The sequence below is a fragment of the Sphingomonas sp. Leaf23 genome (assembly GCF_001421585.1).
In the GTDB taxonomy this organism is placed as follows: Bacteria; Pseudomonadota; Alphaproteobacteria; order Sphingomonadales; family Sphingomonadaceae; genus Sphingomonas.
The window spans coordinates 250,282-270,650 of the sequence record NZ_LMKR01000003.1 but is presented as its reverse complement, the minus strand read 5'-3'; the positions used below and the strand labels follow the sequence as shown (position 1 = coordinate 270,650).

Here is a 20,369-nt window from a genome sequence, read left to right as displayed (position 1 = left end):
GCTGCGCATCGGGGACACCCTCCCCGATGCGCAGCGCCATGGCAGCGCCATGTCAGCGGCCGATTGCGTCCCAGCGGAGGGTGACGGCGGCACCGGGCGGCAGCAGGTGGTGCGCCGTACGGGAGCCGCTGCGCGCGCTGAACGCTTTCGGGGTGGCCGCCCGGTTATAGGCCAGCAGGACGACGCTGCCGTCGGGATTGCGGAACGCGACGTTGGGAAGGTCGGCCGGTTCGCCGCTGTCGATCCGCACGGCACCCGGATCGACGAAGCGGCTGAGATGGCCGAGCGCATAATATTCCAGCTCGCGCTGCACGGTGCGGCGGGCCGGGTCGATGGTGACGACGCCGCGACAATCGCGACAGCCGCCCTTGTTCGGGCCGCCCTTCGGATCGAGCGCCAGGTTCCAGAGCAGCACGCCCCGCGCCCAGTTCCGGGTCGATCCGATCATCAGGTTCTGTACCGCGTCGCCGAACCCGGTCTTCCATCCCGGTCGCCAGTTCCCGCCCGAACATTCGGTGAAGAAGGTGTCGGTCTGCGGAAAGGCGGCGTGCACGCGCGACTGGGCCGACACCTCGCCGCCATAGCAGTGCCAGGCAACACCGGCGACATAGCGGCGGGCAACGGGATCGCGCAGCACGGTTTCGGGCTGCTGCGGCTGATCCCAATTATGGTCCCATTCGAGCACGCGGGTCGCAAGCCTCGCCTGCACCAGCGCCGGCCCCAGGTCGCGCCCAACGAAGCGGGCCCGATCGACCGCCGCCCATTTCATGCCCGGATAGTCGCGGGGCGAGAAATCGGGTTCGTTCTGAATGGTGACATAGGCCATCTTCACGCCCGCTGCGGCATAGGCCTGCAGATAGCGGACGAAATACCGGGCATAGACGGGATAAGCATCGTCGCGCAGCGTGCCGCCAATCATCGAATCGCCGGTCTTCATCCAGCCCGGCGGGCTCCACGGGCTGGCCATCACGACCAGCCGCGGGTTGATCGCCAGCGCCGCCTTCACGGTCGGCAGCACGGTCGTGCGGTTGGGCGCGATCGAGAAGCGGGCCAGCGCCGGGTCGCGCTGTCCGGCGGGCATGTCGTCGAAACTGTAGTGCGTCGGCGAAAAGTCCGATGCCCCCATGGTCAACCGGGTGAACCCCAGGCGGAGGGCGTCGGGGCCGCTGCCGAACAGGTCGCGCAGCAGCGCCTGTCGCTGTGGTACGGGCAGTTGCTGGATCAGGATCGCCGAGGCGTCCGTGATCGACGCGCCGAAGCCGACCATCGTCTGGTAGCGGCGCATGGGATCGATGACGATCGTCGCCCCCTCTCCCGCCTGCCCGGCGGACAGCGCGACCGGCTCCAAGCGCTGGCTGCCATCGGCATTGGTCTGCCACGCGCGGATGCCGGCGGGCGGCGCGGGTGCTGCGCCGATGGCCAGCAACGCGGCGATGGCGAAGAGCGGGCGGCGGATCATGGCTTCACGCTCCGTTCGGTCAGGGTCGCGGTGCCCGACAATGCGGCATCGCCGGCGAAATGCCCGACCGTGACCGGATAGCGCCCGGCGGCGACATGCCAGCGCCGCCCGGTCACGTCGTAATCGGCGATCAGGCGCGGATCGACCGCGACGCTGACGCGGCGACGCTCCCCCGGTGCCAGCGCCACCCGTTCGAAGCCGATCAGCCGGGTGGTCGGCCCCGCACGGCGGCCGGCAGTGGCGTAGATTTGCGGCACGTCGGCCCCGGCGACGCGGCCGGTGTTGGTGACGGTGAAGCTGATGCGCAGCTCCGCCCCGCCCTCGACCTGCAACCCGTCATAGCGGAAGCTGGTGTAGGACAGGCCATGACCGAACGGGAAGAGCGGCCGCTTGCCCTGCTTCAGATAGCCGCGATAGCCGACCGCCGCGCCCTCTTCATACGGGACGACCGGTGACAGTTCGCGATCAACCATGCCGTACGTGCCGCCGGATGTGCGTGCGGAATCGGCGGCCTTCATCTCGGCCAGGCCGGCGATCACCGGGCGCGGCGCCTGTTCGATGCTGGCGGGGAAGGTCATCGGCAGCTTGCCCGACGGATTGACCGCACCGAACAGCAGGTTGGCGATCGCCTGCCCCCCACGCTGTCCCGGATACCATGCCTGCAACACCGCCGGCACCTTGTTCAGCCACGGCATCAGCACCGGCCCGCCGGTTTCCAGCACGACGGCGGTGTTGCGATTGGCACCCGCGACCGCATCGATCAGCGTGTCCTGAAGGCCCGGCAGCGCGAGGCTTTCGACGTCTTGCGCCTCGGTTCGCCACTGCCATGCGAAGACGATGGCGAGGTCGGCCTTGCGCGCGGCGGCGGCCGCGGCAGCGGGGTCGAGGCCGTCGAGATAGGTAACGGTCGCACCGGGCGCCATCGCCCGGATCGCGGCGAGCGGCGAGGAGGCGTGCCACGTAATTCGCGCAAAGGACGATGCCGCTCCTTCGGTCAGCGGGATTTCGACCGGCGCGCCGCCGACCGATCGCACCTGCGACGATCCGCCACCCGATAGCACGCCAACATCGGCGTGTGCCCCGATCACCACGATGCGTCTGGCGGTGCGGGCCAGCGGCAGGACGCCGCGATCGTTCTTCAGCAGTACCGCGCCCTTTTCCGCCGCCTCCTGCGCGACGCGGGCGTTTGCGGCGTAATCGATCGTCTGCGCGGTGGTCGACACCGGATGGTCGATCAGCCCGGTCGACACCACGCCCCACAATATGCGGCGGTTCATGTCGGCAAGGCGCGCGGGCGAAACCGTACCGGCGGCGACCGCATCGGCCAGCGGCTTGCCGAAATACATCGCCTTGTCGAGTTCGCGGCCCGATTGCTGGTCGAGCCCGGCATTGGCGGCCTTGACGGTCGAATGCACCGCGCCCCAGTCGCTCATCACCCAGCCGCGATAGCCCCAGTCACGCTTCAGCACCTGGTTCAGCAGGAAGTCGTTCTCGCACGCCCAGTCGCCGTCGAGCTTGTTGTACGAACACATCACCGACCCCGGCCGCCCGCGCTCGAGCGCGATCTGGAAGGCGAGCAGGTCGCTTTCGCGCAGATCGGCCTCGCCAATGCGGGCGTCCATCGTGGTGCGCAGCGTCTCCTGCGGGTTCAGCGCCAGGTGCTTGACCGTCGAGACGATATGGTTCGACTGGACGCCGCGGATCGATTCCCCGGCCATGATCCCGGCGAGCAGCGGGTCCTCCCCCAGATATTCGAAGGTGCGCCCGCCCCACGGATCGCGGGTTAAATTGACGCCGCCGGCCAGCAGCACGTTGAACGTCTTGGCCCGCGCCTCCGCGCCGATCATCGCGCCGGACCGAAAGGCGAGGTCGGGGTCGAAGCTGGCAGCGAGCGCGAGGCTGGCGGGCAGCGCGGTCGCGACGTCGCCTTTACGCTGTTCGATCTGGTTCGCGACGCCGAGCGAGGCATCGCTTTCCCTGAGTGTCGGGATATTCAGGCGCGGCACGCCCGGCACATAGCCGGCCGACGGGATCATGTCGGCCGGGCGATCCTTGCTCATCGGCGGGAAGTAACCGAACACGTAGCGCAGCTGCTCGTCGCGCGTCATCCGACGAACCAGCGTATCGGCGCGGCCCTCGGCGGCGTCGGCGGGCACTGCCGTCTGCGTCTGCGTCTGCCGGGCATCCGCAGCGGTTGCGAGCAGCAGCAGGGGCAGCGTGGTCGCGACGCCCCACTGCGTCGCACGGTGGATCGACGTCATAACCTCTCCTATCGGCGCAATTGGAAGCGCTTCCAATCGCACTCATCGACGCGCCGCCGGGAAAAGTCAAACGCTGGCGGGTGCCGCGACCGATCCGCGCTCCACGATGGAAAAGGGCAGCCGTTCGGCCCCTGCCGCGACCGGCGCGGCGCCCGACAGCGCCTCGGCGATGATCTGCACCGCCCGCGCGCTCATCTCCTGGATCGGCTGGTGCACCGTGGTCAGTGGGGGCCATACCAGTGCCGACACCGGGGTATCGTCGAAACTGGCGATCGACAGGTCGCCGGGCACGTCGATGCCGGCGCGGTGCGCGGCGAACAGCGCGCCGACGGCGGTATCGTCGTTGGCGCAGATGATCGCCGTCGGCCGATCGGCAAGCGCGACCATCTTCGGCAACAGGTCGACGCCCGATTTGAACGTGAAATTGCCCCGTTCGGCCCGCATGGCAGACGGTGCCAGTCCCGCTTCGTCCAGCGCGCGCAATGCCCCGCGATAGCGTTGCTCCGCCGACAGATGCTCGGCCCGCCCCTGGATGAAGCCGAAGCGCCGATGCCCGAGCGCAATCAGGTGGCGGGCCATCGCGAAGCCGGCCGCTTCGTCGTCCATGCCGATCCCCGGCATGCCGCCATCCTCGGCGGTGGCGGGCGAAATGCGTACCACGAACGCGCCGATGCGGCGCAGCCCCGCGATCAAGGTCATCCGGTCGGAAAAGGGCGGGGTCAGGATGACGCCCGAACAGCGGCTGTCCTCGACGAGTTCGATCAGGCGCGCCTCGACGTCGTCGCGGGTCTGTTGCAGGCTATGGGTCACCAGTTCCATGCCCGTCTGCATGCAGACGCGCAGCGCGCCGATCTCCAGCGCCGACTGGTAATAGGAATTCGGCTCGCTCTCGGTATCCGATGCCAGGATCAGCAGCACCGACCGGTTGCCGCCCCCCGCCAGATAGCGCGCCTGCAGATTGACCTGGTAGCCAAGTGTCGCCACCGCCTCCAGCACGCGGGTACGCGACCGCGCGCTGACATTGGGGCCGTCGTTCAGCACCCGCGACACGGTGGCGCGGGCGACCCCCGACAGGCGGGCGACGTCATCGATCGTTGGCTTGCGTGCCGTCACTTCCCGCCCCGCTCCCCGGATTATCGCGCCCCAGCCGTGTGGCAGCGCCGCGCACGACGCGCAAGCGACGCGCCGATCCGGTCGGGCGGGGTCATGGGGTGCCGGTCAGCGATGGCGCGGCGCAATGATGCGCAACGAAGGCGTCGTGCGCCGGCATCCGCGCGACGCATTTGGCGATGACCCCGCGCACATCGGCCAGATAGCGCTCGATCTCCGCCGCCGGGGTCACGTCGACCAGCGGGTCGGGCGCGGCGGGCACGATCCCCTGCCCCATCAGGACCTGAATCCAGCTCTCCTCGGCGAACAGTTCGTTGTCCTCGCGAAAGATGCGGCCGTTGGCGGCGAACAGCGCCATCTTGCGTGCCAGCGTTTCGGGCACGTCCATGGTGCGGACGTGGCGCCAGAACGGCGTGTCGTCACGGGTCGTCGCCTTGTAATGCAGGATGATGAAGTCGCGGATGCGCTCCATCTCGAAATCGGTCTGGCGGTTATATTCGGCGATGGTCGCGGGGTCGAAACCGGCATCGGGCATCAACCGGACCAGCCGCAGGATCGCCGACTGGATCAGGTGCAACCCTGTCGATTCCAGCGGTTCGAGGAACCCCGCCGACAGGCCGATCGCGACGCAGTTGCGCACCCAGCCCTTGCGCCGTTTGCCCGGCACGAACGACAGCCGCCGGGGGGTGCCGACCGCCGGCTCCTCCAGATGGTCGAGCAGCAGCGCCTCTGCAGTGGCATCGTCCATGTGGCGGCTGGCATAGACATGGCCGTTGCCGGTGCGATGTTGCAGCGGGATACGCCATTGCCATCCGGCGGGCCGCGCGGTCGAGCAGGTATAGGGCGGGAAATCCGCCGATCGTTCCGACGCGACCGCCACCGCCCGGTCGCATGGCAGCCAGTGGCTCCACGATTCATATCCCGTGGATAGCGCCTGTTCGATCAGCAGCCCGCGAAAGCCCGAGCAGTCGATGAACAAATCGGCCTGGATCACCGCGCCATCGGCCAGCGTGACCGAGGAGAGGAAGCCGGTATCGGGATGCTGCCCGACCGCGACGATCTCCCCCTCGCGCCGTTCGACGCCGCGCGCGCGGGCGTAATCGGCGAGGTAGGCAGCATAGAGGCCGGCGTCGAAGTGAAAGGCATAGGCGATCTGCCCGATCGGACTGTCGGGCATGTCGGCGCGCGGGCGCAGGAAGCGGTTGGCGGTCGCTGCGACGGTGTTGATCGAATAATCGTCGAGCGGCCCGCCTGCCCCGGCACGATGCAGCTTCGTCCAATATTGGTGGCAGCGCAGCCATTCGAGATCGCGGCCGATGACGCCGAAGCCGTGGACATAGCTGCTGCCGATCCGCGACCAGTCGTCGAAGCGGATGCCCAGCTTGAAGCTGCCCTGTGTCCGGCGGAGGAAATCGTCCTCGTCCAGCCCCAGCAGGTCATTGAATTTCTTGATCGCGGGGATCGTCGCCTCGCCCACCCCCACCGTGCCGATCGCGTCGGATTCGATCAGGGTGATGGCATAGCGACCCTTGAACAGCCGCGCGAACATTGCGGCGGTCATCCACCCGGCCGATCCGCCACCGGCGATCAGGATGCGTTTGAGCGGGGTCATGCGGTGGTTCTATCGTTCCTCGATCGCGATGGCATCGGCCATGCCCCGTCGCCCCGAAAAAAGTCGCGGCGGGCATTGCCCGCCGCGAGGCTGGGGGGAAGTCAGAAGCGGTAGTTGAACCCCAGAAGGAACTGCCGCCCATAGGTTTCGTAGGTTTCGAGCAGCGACCCGCCGTCCGACGTCTTGGTCCCGCCGCCGTCGAGGCCGAGGCGGGTGCGGTAGGGCGAGTTGGTCAGGTTGTTCACCTGGAACAACACGCCCAATCCTTCCAGTGCGCCGCCCTGGACCGTATAGCCGACCTGCGCATCGACCTGCTTGTCGGCCAGGATCTCGGTAAAGCCGCGCGTGGCGAACAGCTGCACGACCTCGCCCTTGAACCCCGACCGATAACGCTGGCTGATCCGCGCCTGGAACCCGTCGCGCTCGTAATAGCCGGTGAGGTTGTAGACCGTGCCCGACAGCCCCGGAATGCGCACCGCCTGCGTCGGATCGGGGTTGCTGGTCGGGTTGAGGTTGGATTCGGTCAGCGACAGGCTGCCCTGCACCCCCAGCCCGTCGAGGACGGACGTCAGCGTGCCGAAGTTGAACGCGCCGCTGAATTCCAGCCCCTTGACCGATCCGCCCTTGCCATTGGCCGGCAGCGTGATCTGCCCGATGTTGCTGATGACGACGCCCGCCGGGATGGCGTTGGCGGTCGTCGGCAACGGAATCCCGCTGAAATCGAACGTGCCCGACTGCTGGTAGATATAGGTCTTGATGTCCTTGTAGAAGCCGGCAACCGACAGATACGTCGTCGGGTTGATGTACCATTCATAGGCCAGGTCGAGCGCGTCGGCGCGCCATGGTTTCAGCTTCGCATTGCCGCCCGATGCCGACCATGGATTTACCGTGGTGCCGGGCGCGCAGGGCTGGCCCGAACATACCAGCGAGTTGAACCCCGGCGCGACGTTCGCACGCATGTCGTCCATCCGCGGCCGCGCCATCGTCTTGGACGCCGCGAAACGGAGGCGATGCCCGCCGCCCAGATCGTAGATCAGGTTCAGGCTGGGCAACACGTCGGTATAGCTCGCCCCGTCGCGGATGCGCTGCGGCACGATCGGCTGTCCGGGTTCGAGGCCGTTGATGACCACGCCGGTCGAGGACTGGTCCTGGTTGACGACCTGTACCCCGACATTGCCCTTCAGCCGGCCCCAGTCGATATTCGCCTTGACGTGCCAGGTGATGACGTCCTCGAGGATCGACCAGTTCTTGTCGTAGAAATTGGCGTCGCGGATCGGGGTGATGTCGTAATAGCGCGCGAGCAGGTCGGTCGGGTTGAAGGCCAATACCTGCCCGAACCCGGCAAAGCCCAGGTCGGTCGGCTTTTGCAGCAACCCGGCATCGACCAGCACCTGCTGCCGCCCGTTCTTCAGGAACAGGTCGTTGTCATCGACCGCCTTCGACTTGCTGCGATGGGTCCAGTTAACGCCGATGTCGAAGCCGCTGAAGAACCCCTCGACCTCGTGGCTCAACCGCAGGTCGAGGGCGTAGACCTTCTCGTCGACCCTCGGGAAGCGGATCGCGCCGTCATGGCCCCACCCGCCCCATGGCGCGCGGTCGCCCAGCGTCACCCGGTTCGCATCGGCATAGTTTAGCCCCGGATCATAGCTGGCAAAGCCGTCCTCGGGCGTGGTGAAGCCGATATTGTCGGGCGTGCGGCCGACGTTCGGCGTGGCCGGGGTGACCCCGCCGGTGCCGCGGCCATAGCCGGCATAGGTTTCGAGGATCTGTTCGTTCCGCTTGTTCTGCGAATAGGACAGGTCGGCGACGAACTGCGTCCGGTCGTCGAGGCGGAATTCGTTGTTCAGCCCGGCGGAGAACAGCTGGTCGTTGCGGCGGTTATTGTCGTTGCGGATGATCGGCACCGCGCCGACCTGCGTCCCGCCGGTCGCGATTTTCGTACCGCCCAGATCCGCGGTCGTGACGCCGGTATAGGTCAGCCCGTCGGCGAACGGGTTGGAAAACCACTGCGCGCCGCGCGTCACCTCGTTCTGGCGGAATTTGGAATAATAGACGTCGAGCGTCGAATGCACGCTGTCGCTCGGCTGCCATTCGAGGATGCCGATGAACGCATCGCGCACGTTGCTGCGCGAGGTGACGAACACCTCCTGCCCGTTGACCAGCAGCGCGCCGTCGGCGCTGTCGGGGCGGACGATGTTGATCGGCGCACCGTTCGCGTCGGTCTGATCGCCGAACGCTTCGTAGCCATAGGCCTTGTAATGGCGGTTGCCCGACGGGGAATCGATCCGGGCATAGCCCAGCGCCACGCCGATCGTGCCGTTCGCGAACTGGTCGATATAGCTGGCGCTGACGCGGTAGCCGACATTGCGCACATCGTCGTTGAGCTTGCGCCCTTCGGTCTTCTCGCCCCGGATATTGACCGCGAACGCCTGCTTGCCGAACATGAGCGGCCGGACCGTGCGCAGGTCGGCCGTGCCCGACAGGCCCATGCCCGCAATCTGCGCATCGGGCGTCTTGTAGACGACGACGCTGGAGAGCAGTTCGGAAGGATATTGGTCGAATTCGACCGCGCGATTGTCGCCCGAACTCGCCTGCTGACGCCCGTTGAGCAACGTGGTCGTGAAGTCGGGCGCAAGGCCGCGGATCGAGATGACCTGCGCCCGGCCGGCGACCCGCTGGGCGGCAAGGCCCGGCAGACGGGCGATCGATTCGGCGATCGATACGTCGGGCAGCTTGCCGATATCCTCGGCCGACACCGCCTCGACGATCGAGGTGTTGTTGCGCTTCAGGCTGATCGCGTCGGCCACGCCGCGACGGATGCCGGTGACCACGATGGCATCGTCGACGGGGGCGGCGGGATCGTCTGCCGACGGCTCCACCGGCCCGGCCGTGCCCGGCACCGGGGCAGCCGCTTCCTGCGCCATCGCGCCGGGCACCAGCGCGGTCGAACCCAGCAGCAGCGAGATCAGCGTCGTCGCGCGGCGCATGCGTAGGCAATCCATGACAATCCTCCCCCATCAACCCGGTCTGTGGCCGGTTAACCGCCGCCATAGGATCACCGAGACAGTGATTGGAAGCGCTTCCAATTGTGTAACACAAAGTTTCCGCCGTGCAATCGCCAATTATGCGGGGGCGCGGGGCATCGGATAGCGTCGCGCAAAGGCGAGGATGGGCAGATAGCAGGCAGCGGGCAGCAGCAGCGCGTCGACCAGCCCGATCCGATCGGCCAGCGCGCCGGTCAGCATTGGGACGATCGCCCCGCCGATCACGGCGATGCACAGGGTCATCGCCCCCGGCGCGGTCTGTTCCGGCCGAACCGGCAGCGCGAGGACATAGATGGTCGGGTACATGATCGAATTGACGACCCCGACCGCCAGCAACGCCCCCGCCGCCACGACACCGCTGGTCATGACCGAGGCGACGACCAGCAACGTGGCCAGCGCCGCGGCGATACCCAGCACCCGTGCCGGCGCAACCGTCCGCATGACGGCGGCACCGGCGAAACGCCCCGCCATCGCCCCGGCCCAATATAGCGCGACCAGCCCGGCGGCCGCTTCGGCAGGCCATGCCAGCGCATGGCGCGTCATCAGGAAATCCGTCAGCAGCGCCCCGATCGTCACCTCCGCGCCGACATACAGAAAGATCGCCCCCGCCCCCGCCAACAGCCGCCGATCGCCGAGCGTCGCGATCCATGCCGACCGCGTGATGTGCAGGCTGCCGGCGGGCAGTCCGGAAAGCAGGTCCCGGCGGCGAAAGAAGGCAGCGGCCAGCAGGGCCAGCACGATCGCCGCCAGGGCGAACGGCAGGACCGGGCCGGTCGGATCGGTCGCGACCTTCGCCGACAGGATCGTCGTCGCGCCCAGCGCCGGCCCGGCGACCGTCCCGACCGAATTAAAACCTTGCAGAACATTCAGGCGAATGGCCGCACGCCGCGGATCGCCGACGATCGTCGCGGCGGTATTGCTCGCAATCTGGAGGAAGGTCGCGCCGGTCGACACTGCGAGCAATGCAACGAGAAGGATCGGATATTGCTGCATCGTCAGCCCGGCGGCCAGCCCGACGCAACCCAGCGCCATGATCGACAGGCCGATGGCATGCGCGCGCATGAACCCGCTCGCGGCAACGATCGCGGCCACCGGTACCGCGAACAGCAGATAACTTGAGAAAGACGCCAGCTGCACGCTGGTCGCCATCAGGTAATCGAGCCCCAGCGTCAGCCGGAGGCGCGGCACCAGCAGGCTGATCGACGACGCGACGAACCCGCCGATGAAGAACACGCCGAGCGACAGGCGAAACAGGCGCGTCGCAACCCGATCGATGGATGCGGACGGCGTGGCCTGATCGTGTTTCACGGAAATCCTTTGAAATAACGATCGGCGGTGTACCGGTCGCGATATTCGCTTCAGGACATGACCTTCCTTCCCGCAAATCGCAAATCCCGGCGGGCACCGGAATCTTTGCAGACGAACCGTGCCGATCATGGCCAAATGCCGTATCGGCCCGGATCGCGTGGCAGAGAGAATCGGGGGAACGTCCATGACGGTCAATCAGGCAACCGGCGGTCACGATACCGCACCTCCCGCGGACCCGGTGTTCACCGAACACCACCTCGTCCACCGCACCGGGTGGCTGCGCGCCGCCGTCCTTGGCGCGAACGACGGCATCATCTCGGTCTCCAGCCTGCTGGTCGGCGTCGCGTCGGCGAGCGGCGCGACGCATGGCAGCGTGCTGCTGGCCGGAACGGCGGCGCTGGTCGGCGGGGCGCTGTCGATGGCGGCCGGCGAATATGTGTCGGTCAGCTCGCAATCGGACACCGAACGCGCCGACCTGGCGCGCGAGCGGAACGAACTGGCCCGCGCACCCGAACAGGAAACGGCGGAACTGGCGGCGATCTACATATCGCGCGGCGTGACGCCGGAGGTGGCCCGGCAGGTCGCGGAACAGATGATGGCGCATGACGCGCTCGGCGCCCATGCCCGCGACGAACTCGGCCTCAGCGACGATCTGGCGGCACGCCCGGTGCAGGCGGCGCTGTCCTCGGCGGCGGCGTTCACGGTCGGCGCCGTCGTGCCCGTGCTGATCGCGGCGATCGTCCCGCGCGATATCGTCAGTGTCGCGGTGTGGTGGCGGCGTTCGTGCTGCTCGCCGTGCTGGGCGTGCTGGGCGCAAAGGCAGGCGGCGCGCGCGTGCTGCCGGCCGTTGTCCGCGTCACCTTCTGGGGTGCGATCGCGATGGGCGTGACCGGCGCGATCGGCCATGTGTTCGGAACGGCGATATGATGGCTGGCCGCTTGGCGGTGCCGTGGCTTCGGTTGCTTACGGCGAAGCGGTCGCTGTTTTCGCCAGGGTAACCGACAGGACGAACCCGCCCGCGCCCAGCGTCGTTATCGGTTCCAGCCGCGGGGGCGGCCCGTCGGGCGCGATGGCGGTGGCGAGCGCGAGCAGCGCCGCCGCATCGTACAGCCGGTGCGTTGCGGCCCGGTCCATGCCCCAGCGGGTCATCGTCGCCGCATCGGTGACATAGGCGACGAAGCGGCCGCCGGGGCGCAGCACCCGGCGCAGCTCGCCGATAATCTCTTTGGGCCGATGCCAGAAATACAGCGTGTTGACCGCCAGCACCGCATCGACGCTGCCGCCGATGATCGGCAGGGCGGCGAAATCGCCCTGATGCGCGAACACCTGCCCGGCGTCGATGTCGGGGCGGAAGCGACGCCGGATCGTCGCGACCATCAGCGGCGCATGATCGATCGCGGTCACCCGCGCGCCCACGCGCAACAACTGTGCGGTCCCCGCCCCGGTGCCTGCGCCAAGGTCGAGGACATGTTCGCCCACACGCGGCGCCAAGGCGGCGATGCTGTGGCGAAGCGGCTTGCGGTTGGCGATATCCATCAGCCCGCCGACCAGCCGCCCGGTCAGGCCGCTGGGCGCGGCCAGTTGCCGCGCCAGCCCGGTCGGATCAGCCACCGTGATCGATCTTGGCCAGCAGGTCGCGAATTTCGGCGCGACGGCCCGCGTCCCATACCGGGCGGCTCCGGTCGACCGGCGCGTTCAGCGCGCGGTGCAGGAAATCCTTTGCCCTGGCCTTTTCCCCCGTCGAATTGAGGAAGTCGCCATAGAAGAAGTTGTTGTCCATCCCCTTGGGGTCCTGCACCAGCGCCTGCTGGAAAAACGTCCGGGCGCGCTTGGTATTGCCGAAACCGATGGGGAAGCCGGGCACGCGGTAATAGAGCACGCCAAGACTCATCGCCGCGCCGCCATCGGCGACGTTCGGATCGATCGCATAGGCCTTGCCCAATATATCGCGCGCGCGGGTCGCGAGGCCCAGTTGCTTGAACACGCTGGCGCGTGCCGCCTCCTCGCTGACCACGATCCCTTCCCACAATAACGGTTCGGCATGGCCGGGATAGCGCGCGACGACCTGCGCGGCGCGGGTCTCCAGCGCGGCGAGCTGGCGATACTGGTCGTCACGGTTGGGCACTTCGTAGCGGATATGCGCCCATTGGTCGTTGATCCGCTTCACGGCGGCATCCATCACCGGATCGGTGCTGGCAAGGGCGGGAACCGCGACGACGAAGGCGGCGACGGCGGCGAGCAGAGGACGGATCATCGGGAAACTCCTTCGGTAACGGGGGACAGCAGGGCGCGGGCGGCGGCGATCTGGCCGCGCAATCCATGGTCGATCAGGCGCGGGGCAAGCGCGTTCAGGTGCGAGAAGCCCCGCTCCATCCCGCCGATCGAAACATCGCCCGCGCCGCGTTCAATCGCGGCAACGATGCGGTCGGCGATGGCTTCGGGGCGGTCGGCGCGCATCCGCGTGGCGTCCATGAACGCGCGGATTTGCGGCGTGTTGAGCGGGGTGTTGACCGCGCGCGGCGCGACATGGGTGACGGTGATGCCGCTACCCGCGACCTCGCGCCGCAGCGCCTGGCTGAACGCCTTCAGCCCCGCCTTCGCACTCGAATAGGCGGTGAAGAACGGATAGGGCACCGCCCCCATCATCGACCCGATATTGACGATGCCGCCTGCGCCCCGCGCCCGCATCTGCGGCACCAGCGCGGCGGAGAGGATGGCGGGCGCGACGAGGTTGACCGCGAAGCCGGTGGCGATCCGGCTCACGCCCTGCTCGTCGATCGCCCCGAAATATTGCAGCCCGGCGGCGTTGACGAGGATGTCGATCCGTCGCCCGGCCAGCGCCGCTGCAAAGCTATCCAGCGCGGCCATGTCCGACAGGTCGACCGTCGCACTCTCATCGCACGCGGGCGATACGGCGCGGTCGATGCCCAGCACCTGCGCGCCCTTCGCGCGGAACCGGTCGGCGAGCAGTCCGCCCAGCCCCCCGGCCGCCCCGGTCAGCGCGACCCGTGCACCCTCAAGCCGCTGCACGTGTGTCCTCCAGCTCGATCCCGGCGAACACCCCCCCGAACAGGCCGAACATGTCGCGCGCCATCGCGATGATCGCCGCCTGATCGGCCGGGTCGTCGATGCGGTTCATCAGCTTTTCGAAAAAGACCATGTGATCCTGGTCGAGCGCGCCGTGCGACGTCAGATAGCGGAACGCATTGTCCGGCAGGCCCAGCGTCGACTGCACGGCACTCGCACCGTGCGTCGCCAGCGCGATGCTGGTCCCCTCCAGCACCAACACCATGCCGAAGAACGCCGCCGGATTACCCTCGCGGATGGTGCGATAGGCATGCTCGACCATGGCGCGGGTGGCCGGAGCCGGTTCGCTCGCCGCCGCCGCCGCGCGGTCGCCACCGGCGGCGGCGATATCGTCGAGGATCCAGTGTTCGTGGCCGGTTTCCTCCTCGATATACTCGTCCAGCGCCTCGACCAGCATCGGCCGGTCGATCAGGCGCGCACGCGCTTCCTGCATCAGCAGCACGGTGTGGCTGACGTGATGATAGGCCTGCGTCAGATAGGCGATGTAATCGGCGCGGCTGATCCGGCCGGTCAGGCCCGCCTGCAATTGCGGCGTCATCGCAAACCGTGCCTGCGCCTCGCGGGTTTCGGCGACCAGGCGGTGGAAGAAGGGCTGGGTCATCAAAGGCTCCTTATCGGGATAGGCGGCATGGATCGCGGCGCGGCGCAGCCGGCCATTGCCGGTCAGCAGGCCGCTGGCCGGGGTGAAGGGCGGCACGACGCGGAAGGCGCCGATCCGGGCATAGGCGGGCAGCGTGCCGTTGGCGGCGGCAACGGCGGCGGCGACATCCGCATCGGGGCTGGCCGGTACGATCAGCGCATCGAGTTCGGCACGCCCCTCCCCCCGGACCAGCACCTGCCGGATCGCGGGCTGCATCAGCAACACGCCCTCGACCCATTCCGGCGCGATGTTGCGGCCATGGCTGGTGACGATCAGCGCGGACTTGCGCCCTTCGATCCACAGCCGCCCGGCATCGTCGATCCGGCCGATATCCCCGGTCGCCAGCGGCCCGGCCGTCCGCGGTGCGCCGACCGTGCCGAGGAACAGCGGCCCGTCGATCAGGACCTCGCCATCGTCGGCGAGGCGGATAGTGTTCGACCCGATGCTGCGCCCGACGCTGCCGGGTGCCGTGCCGTCGTCCAGCGAGACGACCGATCCGCATTCGGTCAGGCCGTATCCCTGCCGCACCGGCAGGCCGATGGCGGTCGCGGCGGCGAGCAGTGCATCGGGCACCCGCGCACCGCCGACCGCGACCAGTGTCAGCGCGGGCAGCCGTTCCCCGGTTGCGAACAGTGTCTTGACCAGCAGGCCGAGCAGTTCGGGCACGAGGATCAGCGAGGTTATCCCCCGCCCGACGATGGCGCGCACCAGCGCAGCCCCGTCCGGGCGGAACGGATCGCCCATGCCGATCGCCGCCTGTGGCTGCGCGACATAGGTCCCCCCGGCAAGGATCGTCGCATAGAAGCCGGCGACATTCTCCAGCAGGATACCGGGCGGCAGGACCGGCAGGTGGCGGCCGGCGTGATGCGTGCCGAGATGCTCGACCACTGCCCCCGCGACGCCGCACAGATGCTCGCGCGACAGGCAGACGCCCTTGGGCGCGCCGGTCGAACCGGAGGTGAAGGTGATCCGCGCCGTCCCCTCGGGCAACGCGACCGCCGGGCCGGTCAGGGCGCGGGTCGCGACCAACAGTTCGCTACCCCGCAGCGTCACCGGCCCGCTCAACAACGCCTGCGCGCCCGCGCTCTCCAGCGCATGGTCCTCCTGCGCGGTCGTGAAGAACGGCGGCAGCGGCAGCGAAACGCAACCCGCCTCGATCAGCGCCAGGTCGAGCAGGCAGGCGTCGGCACCATGGTCGACCCGCGTTGCGACCGGACGCCCGCCGGGAAAGCGCGAGGCGAGCGTCGCGGCCAGTACCGGGATCAACTGCGCCAGATCGGCCCAGCTGTAGCGGGTGTCACCATCGATCGCGATCGCATCGGGCATCGCGGCGGCATGGGCGTCGATCGCCCGCAGCAGCGGCGTCATGCGCCCGTCTCCCCGAACAGCACCCGGCGACAGGCGGCGATCTCCCCGGCGCAGACCATCGGGTCGGCATCGTAATAGCGCCCCCAGCTATCCGCCGCCGCGCCGAGCGCTGCGGCATGGGCCGGTGCGATCGTCACGATCGGCAGCGACAGCCGCGCGAACATCGCCCGCAGCGTCGCGGTCAGCACCGCGACCGCGACGTCCAGCTGCCCGTCGAGCGCCGCCGCCGCTTCGCGCCACAGCCCGATCGTCGCCGCCGCCCGCGAAGAGGCATGATCGCCCAGCTCCACCACCCGGCACCGCGGCACCGGCCGCCCGAACGCGCGGGTCAGCAGGGTCTCGACCGGTTCGGCCAGATAGCGTTCGAGGAACAGCGGCCCATCCGCCGCCGACCGCATCCCGATCGCGGCAAGTGGCACGTCGGGTGCCCCCATGGTCAGGTAGCGGGGATAATCGGCCGACGGGGCCGCGCCATGGCATTCGAAATATCGGCGCTCGATCAACGAGCGTAACGCGCTTTGGTACATTCCGGTCCTCCCGAATGCACCCAAGACGCCAGGCGGGCGGCGCTACCCTACCTGCCCCCCGTCAAAAATTTCGCCTGAGCGACAGCGAGAGGGTTCGCGGCCGGAGCGGCGTGCGCTGATCGCTGGCGGCGGCGGTGAAAGGATTGCCGAAGGCGAAGCTGTCGGCGCGACTGTCGGTCAGATTGTCGAGGTCCCACCGCCATGCCCAGTTCCCCCGCCGTGCGCCGAACGCAGCGCCCAGCAGCAGATTGCCCTCGGTCTCGCGGACGACCAGCGGATCGGGGTTCAGCCGCGCATCGCCGACGAAGCGCGCGCGCAGCACGCCCGACCAGTGCCATCCCGCCCGCTCCCGCGTCACCGTCAGCTCGGCATGGCCGGCAAGGTCGGGGACGACCGGCAGGCGGCGGTCGACCGGGTCGATGCCACCGGTCCCGGCGACGATCCGCGCATGCTGCGCCAGTACCCCGGCGGTCAGTACGATACCGCGCCACGGCGTCCACCCGATGCTGACATCCGCCCCGATATTGCGCGCCTCGCCGATGTTGCGGGTCGACACCAGCCCGTCCGCCGCCAGCATGTCCGCCTGCACGTCCGACCAGCGTGAGGCGAACAGCACCCCGTCCAGCGTCCAGCCGCCGTGCCCGCGCCAGCGCAGGCCCAGATCGGCCTCGCGCAGCGTATCGGCGCGGTACGGTGCCACCGCGACCTGCCCGTCGGGCGCCTGCACACCGCCGGGACGCAGCGCGGAGGCATAGCGGGCATAGACCAGCGTCGTCGGCGTCGGCTTCCACGACAGCGACGCGCTGGGGCTGGCGCGCATGATCCGGTCGGCATAGCTCCCCTCGCCCGCCTGCCGGTCGTCGTCGCGCCGCCGGTCGTCGATCGCCGAGCGAAAGACCCGCAGGCCGAGCGTGCCCGACAGCGTGGCCGACACATGGCCGGTCACCTCGCCAAAGAGCGCCTGTTCGTCGACCTGCCGTTCGAACCGCAGGATCGGTATCGTCGCGGCGGCCGGATCGCCGGGGATCAGCGTTCCCGTGGCCCGGGTCCCGGCATCGAGCAGCGAGACCCCGACCACCCAGTCCAGCCCCGCCGCCGTCCCCGCCAACCGCGCCTCGGTCGACCGGACGCCATAGCGCCGCGCATCGCCATATTGGACCGGCCCCATAGCACCCAGCACCGCCGCCTTGGCCGATGCGTCATAGGTCGCCTGCAATTGCTGCCACGTGGCGCCGGCCGTCAGCGTGAGCGTCGCCGCGCCGACCGGGCCGGTCGCGGTCGCGCCGATCGCCGCGAAATCGGTATCCTGCGGTTCGGACAGGCGCGCTGCGCGGCGTAGCGTCTCGCCACCCTCGACATATTGGCTGTCGCGCACGAACGCATATTGCAGCGTGCCGTCGACCTCCAGCGACCATCCGGCTGCCGTGCCGCGCACCGCCAGCCGCCCGCCGGTGGTGCGCCCGTGATTGACCCCGCGCCGGCCACCTTGGTCGATCCAGCCCGCCTGCCCGATATCATAGGCGACCGCACGCACCGCCAGCCGGTCGGCGACCAGCGGCACGTTCGCCACCGCCTGCACCGCACCCGCCGCGCGTAGCCCGGTGGTCAGGCTGCCCTGCACATCGACCCAGCCGGCGGCGGCAGTCGCATCGGGCGCGGCGGGCACCATGCGGTACACCCCGCCCAGCGCACCGGTGCCGTAGAGAGGCCCCTGCGGTCCCTTCAGCACCTCGACCTGTTGCATGTCGACCAGCCGCAGGTCGGGATCGGGCGCGTCATAGGTCGCGCGCACATCGCCCAGATACACCGACACGCTCGACTGGGCGAAACCGTCGAACGGCCCGTCGGCGACACCGCGCACGAACAGCCGATCGCGCCCCGCGCCCAGATTGGTCGTGAACAGCCCGTTGACCGTCGTCGCCAGCGCGCCGGTATCGGGTGCCGACCCCAGCAGCCCCAGCCGTTCGCGCCCGGCAATCTCGACCGACACCGGCGCGTCGGCCAGCCGCTGCGGCACCTTGACGGCGGTCACGACGATTTCGGCCGTCCCGTCATCGGCCGGTATGGGCGGCAAAGGCGGCGCGACCCGCGCGGGCCGGCGCGGGGGCGACGGGGGCGTGGCATCGCGTTCGATCCGCCAGATCGCCGGGCCGACCCGCCGGGCCCGCCACCCGCTATGCGCCAGCAGCCGTGCCAGCGCGCGCGCGACCGGCATCCGCCCGCGGATGGCGGGGGCGACGCCCGGCACCGGCCTGGTCGCCGATCCGATCGACACCCCCGCCTGCCGCGCGAGCAGGGTCAGCGATGTGGCGATCGGCCCGGCGGGCAGGTCGATAGCGACTGCCGGAGCCTGTGCCTCAGCGGGCAGGCTCCAGCCGCACGCCAGCGGGATCGCGCACGACACGCAGGTCGAGGATCGCCGCCACCTGTTCCACCAGCTTCGATCCGTCACCGACCGTCAACGCCCCCGAAAAACGCCGGTCGGCTATGGAAGGCGCGACGCGGATACCCGCACCCGCATATCGGGACAGATCGACCGCGACCAGCGCCAGTGGCGTGTCGCTGTAGCTGAGCGTGCCGCCGCGCCAGCCACCGACGTCGGCCGGGTCGGCGCGCCCCTGTGCCACGCGTCCGTCGATCAGCGACAGGCGCTGCCCGGCGACGACGGTGCGGGGGGTGGCGAGCGCACCGGCCGCAACCGCCACCTGCCCCTCGGCCACCGCCACCTGCGCCACGCCGCGCCCGTCGGTCGACACGTCGAACCGCGTGCCGATATCGCGAATCTCGACCGGGCCGGCAGCGATGGCCAATGCCCGGTCCTCGCGGTGCGCCACGTCGAAATAGGCCGCGCCCTGCAGCGCCAGCTGCTGCGTGCCCCCGCGCGCGGTCAGGCGGCTGTGCGGCGCGATCGTCACGCGAACCCCCTCGCCCACATCCACCGCCTGCGCGGTCGCGCCGGTCTGCCACATGCGGTCGTCGGGCGTGCGGTTCGGCAGGCCGATCGTCAGCGCAAGCGCGGCCGCCGCCACCGCCAGGGTGCCACCGATCACCGGCCAGCGCCGCCGGGCGGGTGCGGGTGGCGCGACGTCGACGTCCGCCGCCATGTCGTTCGCGGGCAGCAGCGCGCGGATCGCCGGGGCCTGTGCCGCGATATCGTCGTCGAGCAGCGCCAGCCGGTCGAACGCCGCGCCGTGGCGCGGGTCCGCCTCCAGCCACGCGGTGAAGCCGTCCCAGTCCATGTCGTCGGCATCCTGCGCGGCGAACCAGCGCGCCGCCGCCGCGTCGATCGTCTCGCTCATGCCGTTCCCATCCTTGCACGCGCAGGCCACCGCGATCCCCGTCGCACGGGCCTGTCATATCGGGAAAGACGCCGCGCTGCGCCCATCACCCTACCTCCCGCTCGTCGAGCAGCCGGCGCAGATGCTGCATCGCCGTCGCCATGTGCTTTTCGACCCCCTTGCGGCTGATGCCCAGCCGCTCGGCGGTCTCGGCATGGCTCAATCCCTCCAGCTTGTGCAGCCGGAACGCGCGCTGCGCCCCGAACGGCAGGCGGGCGATGGCCCCGGCCAGCCGCCGTGCCTCCTCCTGCCGGATCGCGATGTCCAGCGCGGTCGTCGGCTCGACCGGTTCGGGCGCGTCGGCGCGCTGGCCCAGCGTCTCGTCGGCCCATGCCCGTTCGCGACCTTCGCGCCGGCGGCGTTCGCGCAGCTGGTCGAGCACCAGATTGTGGGCGATGCGGAACAGATAGGCGCGACCGTCGACCACCGGCCCGCTCGCCACCGTATCGATCCGCAGCCACAATTCCTGCATCAGGTCGCTGGCCATATCGGCACTGCCGGTGCGGGCGTGCAGGAACCGGCGCAGCGATGCGGCGTGCAGCTGGTACAGCGCGCGCAATCCGCCGCCCGGTTCGTCCGCCATGTCACTCATTCGATGGCCACGATACCGGCTTT

14 protein-coding genes and 1 pseudogene are annotated in these 20,369 nt (G+C 69.2%); 1 reads left to right on the top strand and 14 read right to left on the bottom strand.

Annotated features, from left to right (window positions below):
• Positions 1-52: 52 nt before the first annotated feature.
• The 6 genes from ASE67_RS09570 to ASE67_RS09545 all read right to left on the bottom strand — a co-directional run bounded on the left by ASE67_RS09570 (position 53) and on the right by ASE67_RS09545 (position 10,794).
• The gene (locus ASE67_RS09570) at positions 53-1,459 is read right to left on the bottom strand and encodes a glycoside hydrolase family 30 protein (RefSeq protein ID WP_055760003.1); all 1,407 of its coding nucleotides are present in this window, start codon (positions 1,457-1,459) and stop codon (positions 53-55) included.
• A complete protein-coding gene (locus ASE67_RS09565; protein WP_055759999.1) occupies positions 1,456-3,720 on the bottom strand; it encodes a beta-glucosidase in 2,265 nt (754 codons plus the stop codon). The genes ASE67_RS09570 and ASE67_RS09565 overlap by 4 nt, the downstream gene beginning before the upstream one ends.
• Positions 3,721-3,786: 66 nt before the next feature.
• A complete protein-coding gene (locus ASE67_RS09560; RefSeq protein WP_055759996.1) occupies positions 3,787-4,833 on the bottom strand; it encodes a LacI family DNA-binding transcriptional regulator in 1,047 nt (348 codons plus the stop codon).
• A 91-nt stretch (positions 4,834-4,924) separates the two neighbouring features.
• Complete coding sequence (locus ASE67_RS09555) at positions 4,925-6,442, bottom strand: tryptophan halogenase family protein (protein ID WP_055759993.1); 1,518 nt, start codon at positions 6,440-6,442, stop codon at positions 4,925-4,927.
• Positions 6,443-6,543: 101 nt separating this feature from the next.
• Positions 6,544-9,429, bottom strand: coding sequence for a TonB-dependent receptor (locus tag ASE67_RS09550; protein ID WP_082457045.1), 2,886 nt, complete (start codon positions 9,427-9,429; stop codon positions 6,544-6,546).
• A 135-nt stretch (positions 9,430-9,564) separates the two neighbouring features.
• Positions 9,565-10,794 carry an MFS transporter gene (locus tag ASE67_RS09545; RefSeq protein ID WP_055759990.1) on the bottom strand — a complete coding sequence of 410 codons (1,230 nt, stop codon included), beginning with the start codon at positions 10,792-10,794 and terminating at the stop codon, positions 9,565-9,567.
• 184 nt (positions 10,795-10,978) lie between these two features.
• Between ASE67_RS09545 and ASE67_RS09540 the strand changes: the two are divergent.
• A pseudogene (locus ASE67_RS09540) lies at positions 10,979-11,721 on the top strand (VIT1/CCC1 transporter family protein).
• Positions 11,722-11,757: 36 nt separating this feature from the next.
• On the opposite strand, the gene ASE67_RS09535 reads toward ASE67_RS09540, so the two are convergent.
• The 8 genes from ASE67_RS09535 to ASE67_RS09500 all read right to left on the bottom strand — a co-directional run bounded on the left by ASE67_RS09535 (position 11,758) and on the right by ASE67_RS09500 (position 20,346).
• Positions 11,758-12,405, bottom strand: a complete 648-nt coding sequence (locus ASE67_RS09535) for a class I SAM-dependent methyltransferase (protein ID WP_055759987.1) — start codon at positions 12,403-12,405, stop codon at positions 11,758-11,760.
• Positions 12,398-13,048, bottom strand: coding sequence for a tetratricopeptide repeat protein (locus tag ASE67_RS09530; protein WP_055759984.1), 651 nt, complete (start codon positions 13,046-13,048; stop codon positions 12,398-12,400). The genes ASE67_RS09535 and ASE67_RS09530 overlap by 8 nt, the downstream gene beginning before the upstream one ends.
• Positions 13,045-13,824 carry an SDR family NAD(P)-dependent oxidoreductase gene (locus tag ASE67_RS09525; protein ID WP_055759981.1) on the bottom strand — a complete coding sequence of 260 codons (780 nt, stop codon included), beginning with the start codon at positions 13,822-13,824 and terminating at the stop codon, positions 13,045-13,047. The genes ASE67_RS09530 and ASE67_RS09525 overlap by 4 nt, the downstream gene beginning before the upstream one ends.
• The gene (locus ASE67_RS09520) at positions 13,811-15,889 is read right to left on the bottom strand and encodes an AMP-binding protein (protein ID WP_055759977.1); all 2,079 of its coding nucleotides are present in this window, start codon (positions 15,887-15,889) and stop codon (positions 13,811-13,813) included. Before ASE67_RS09520 ends, ASE67_RS09525 begins: the two co-directional genes overlap by 14 nt.
• Positions 15,886-16,416, bottom strand: a complete 531-nt coding sequence (locus tag ASE67_RS09515; RefSeq protein WP_055759974.1) for a thermostable hemolysin — start codon at positions 16,414-16,416, stop codon at positions 15,886-15,888. Before ASE67_RS09515 ends, ASE67_RS09520 begins: the two co-directional genes overlap by 4 nt.
• A 61-nt stretch (positions 16,417-16,477) precedes the next feature.
• Positions 16,478-18,820 carry a TonB-dependent receptor gene (locus ASE67_RS09510; protein ID WP_055759972.1) on the bottom strand — a complete coding sequence of 781 codons (2,343 nt, stop codon included), beginning with the start codon at positions 18,818-18,820 and terminating at the stop codon, positions 16,478-16,480.
• Positions 18,774-19,715, bottom strand: coding sequence for a FecR family protein (locus ASE67_RS09505; protein WP_055759971.1), 942 nt, complete (start codon positions 19,713-19,715; stop codon positions 18,774-18,776). The genes ASE67_RS09510 and ASE67_RS09505 overlap by 47 nt, the downstream gene beginning before the upstream one ends.
• An 85-nt stretch (positions 19,716-19,800) precedes the next feature.
• Positions 19,801-20,346: an RNA polymerase sigma factor gene (locus ASE67_RS09500; protein WP_235511861.1), complete on the bottom strand. Its 546-nt coding sequence runs from the start codon at positions 20,344-20,346 to the stop codon at positions 19,801-19,803.
• Positions 20,347-20,369: the final 23 nt, after the last annotated feature.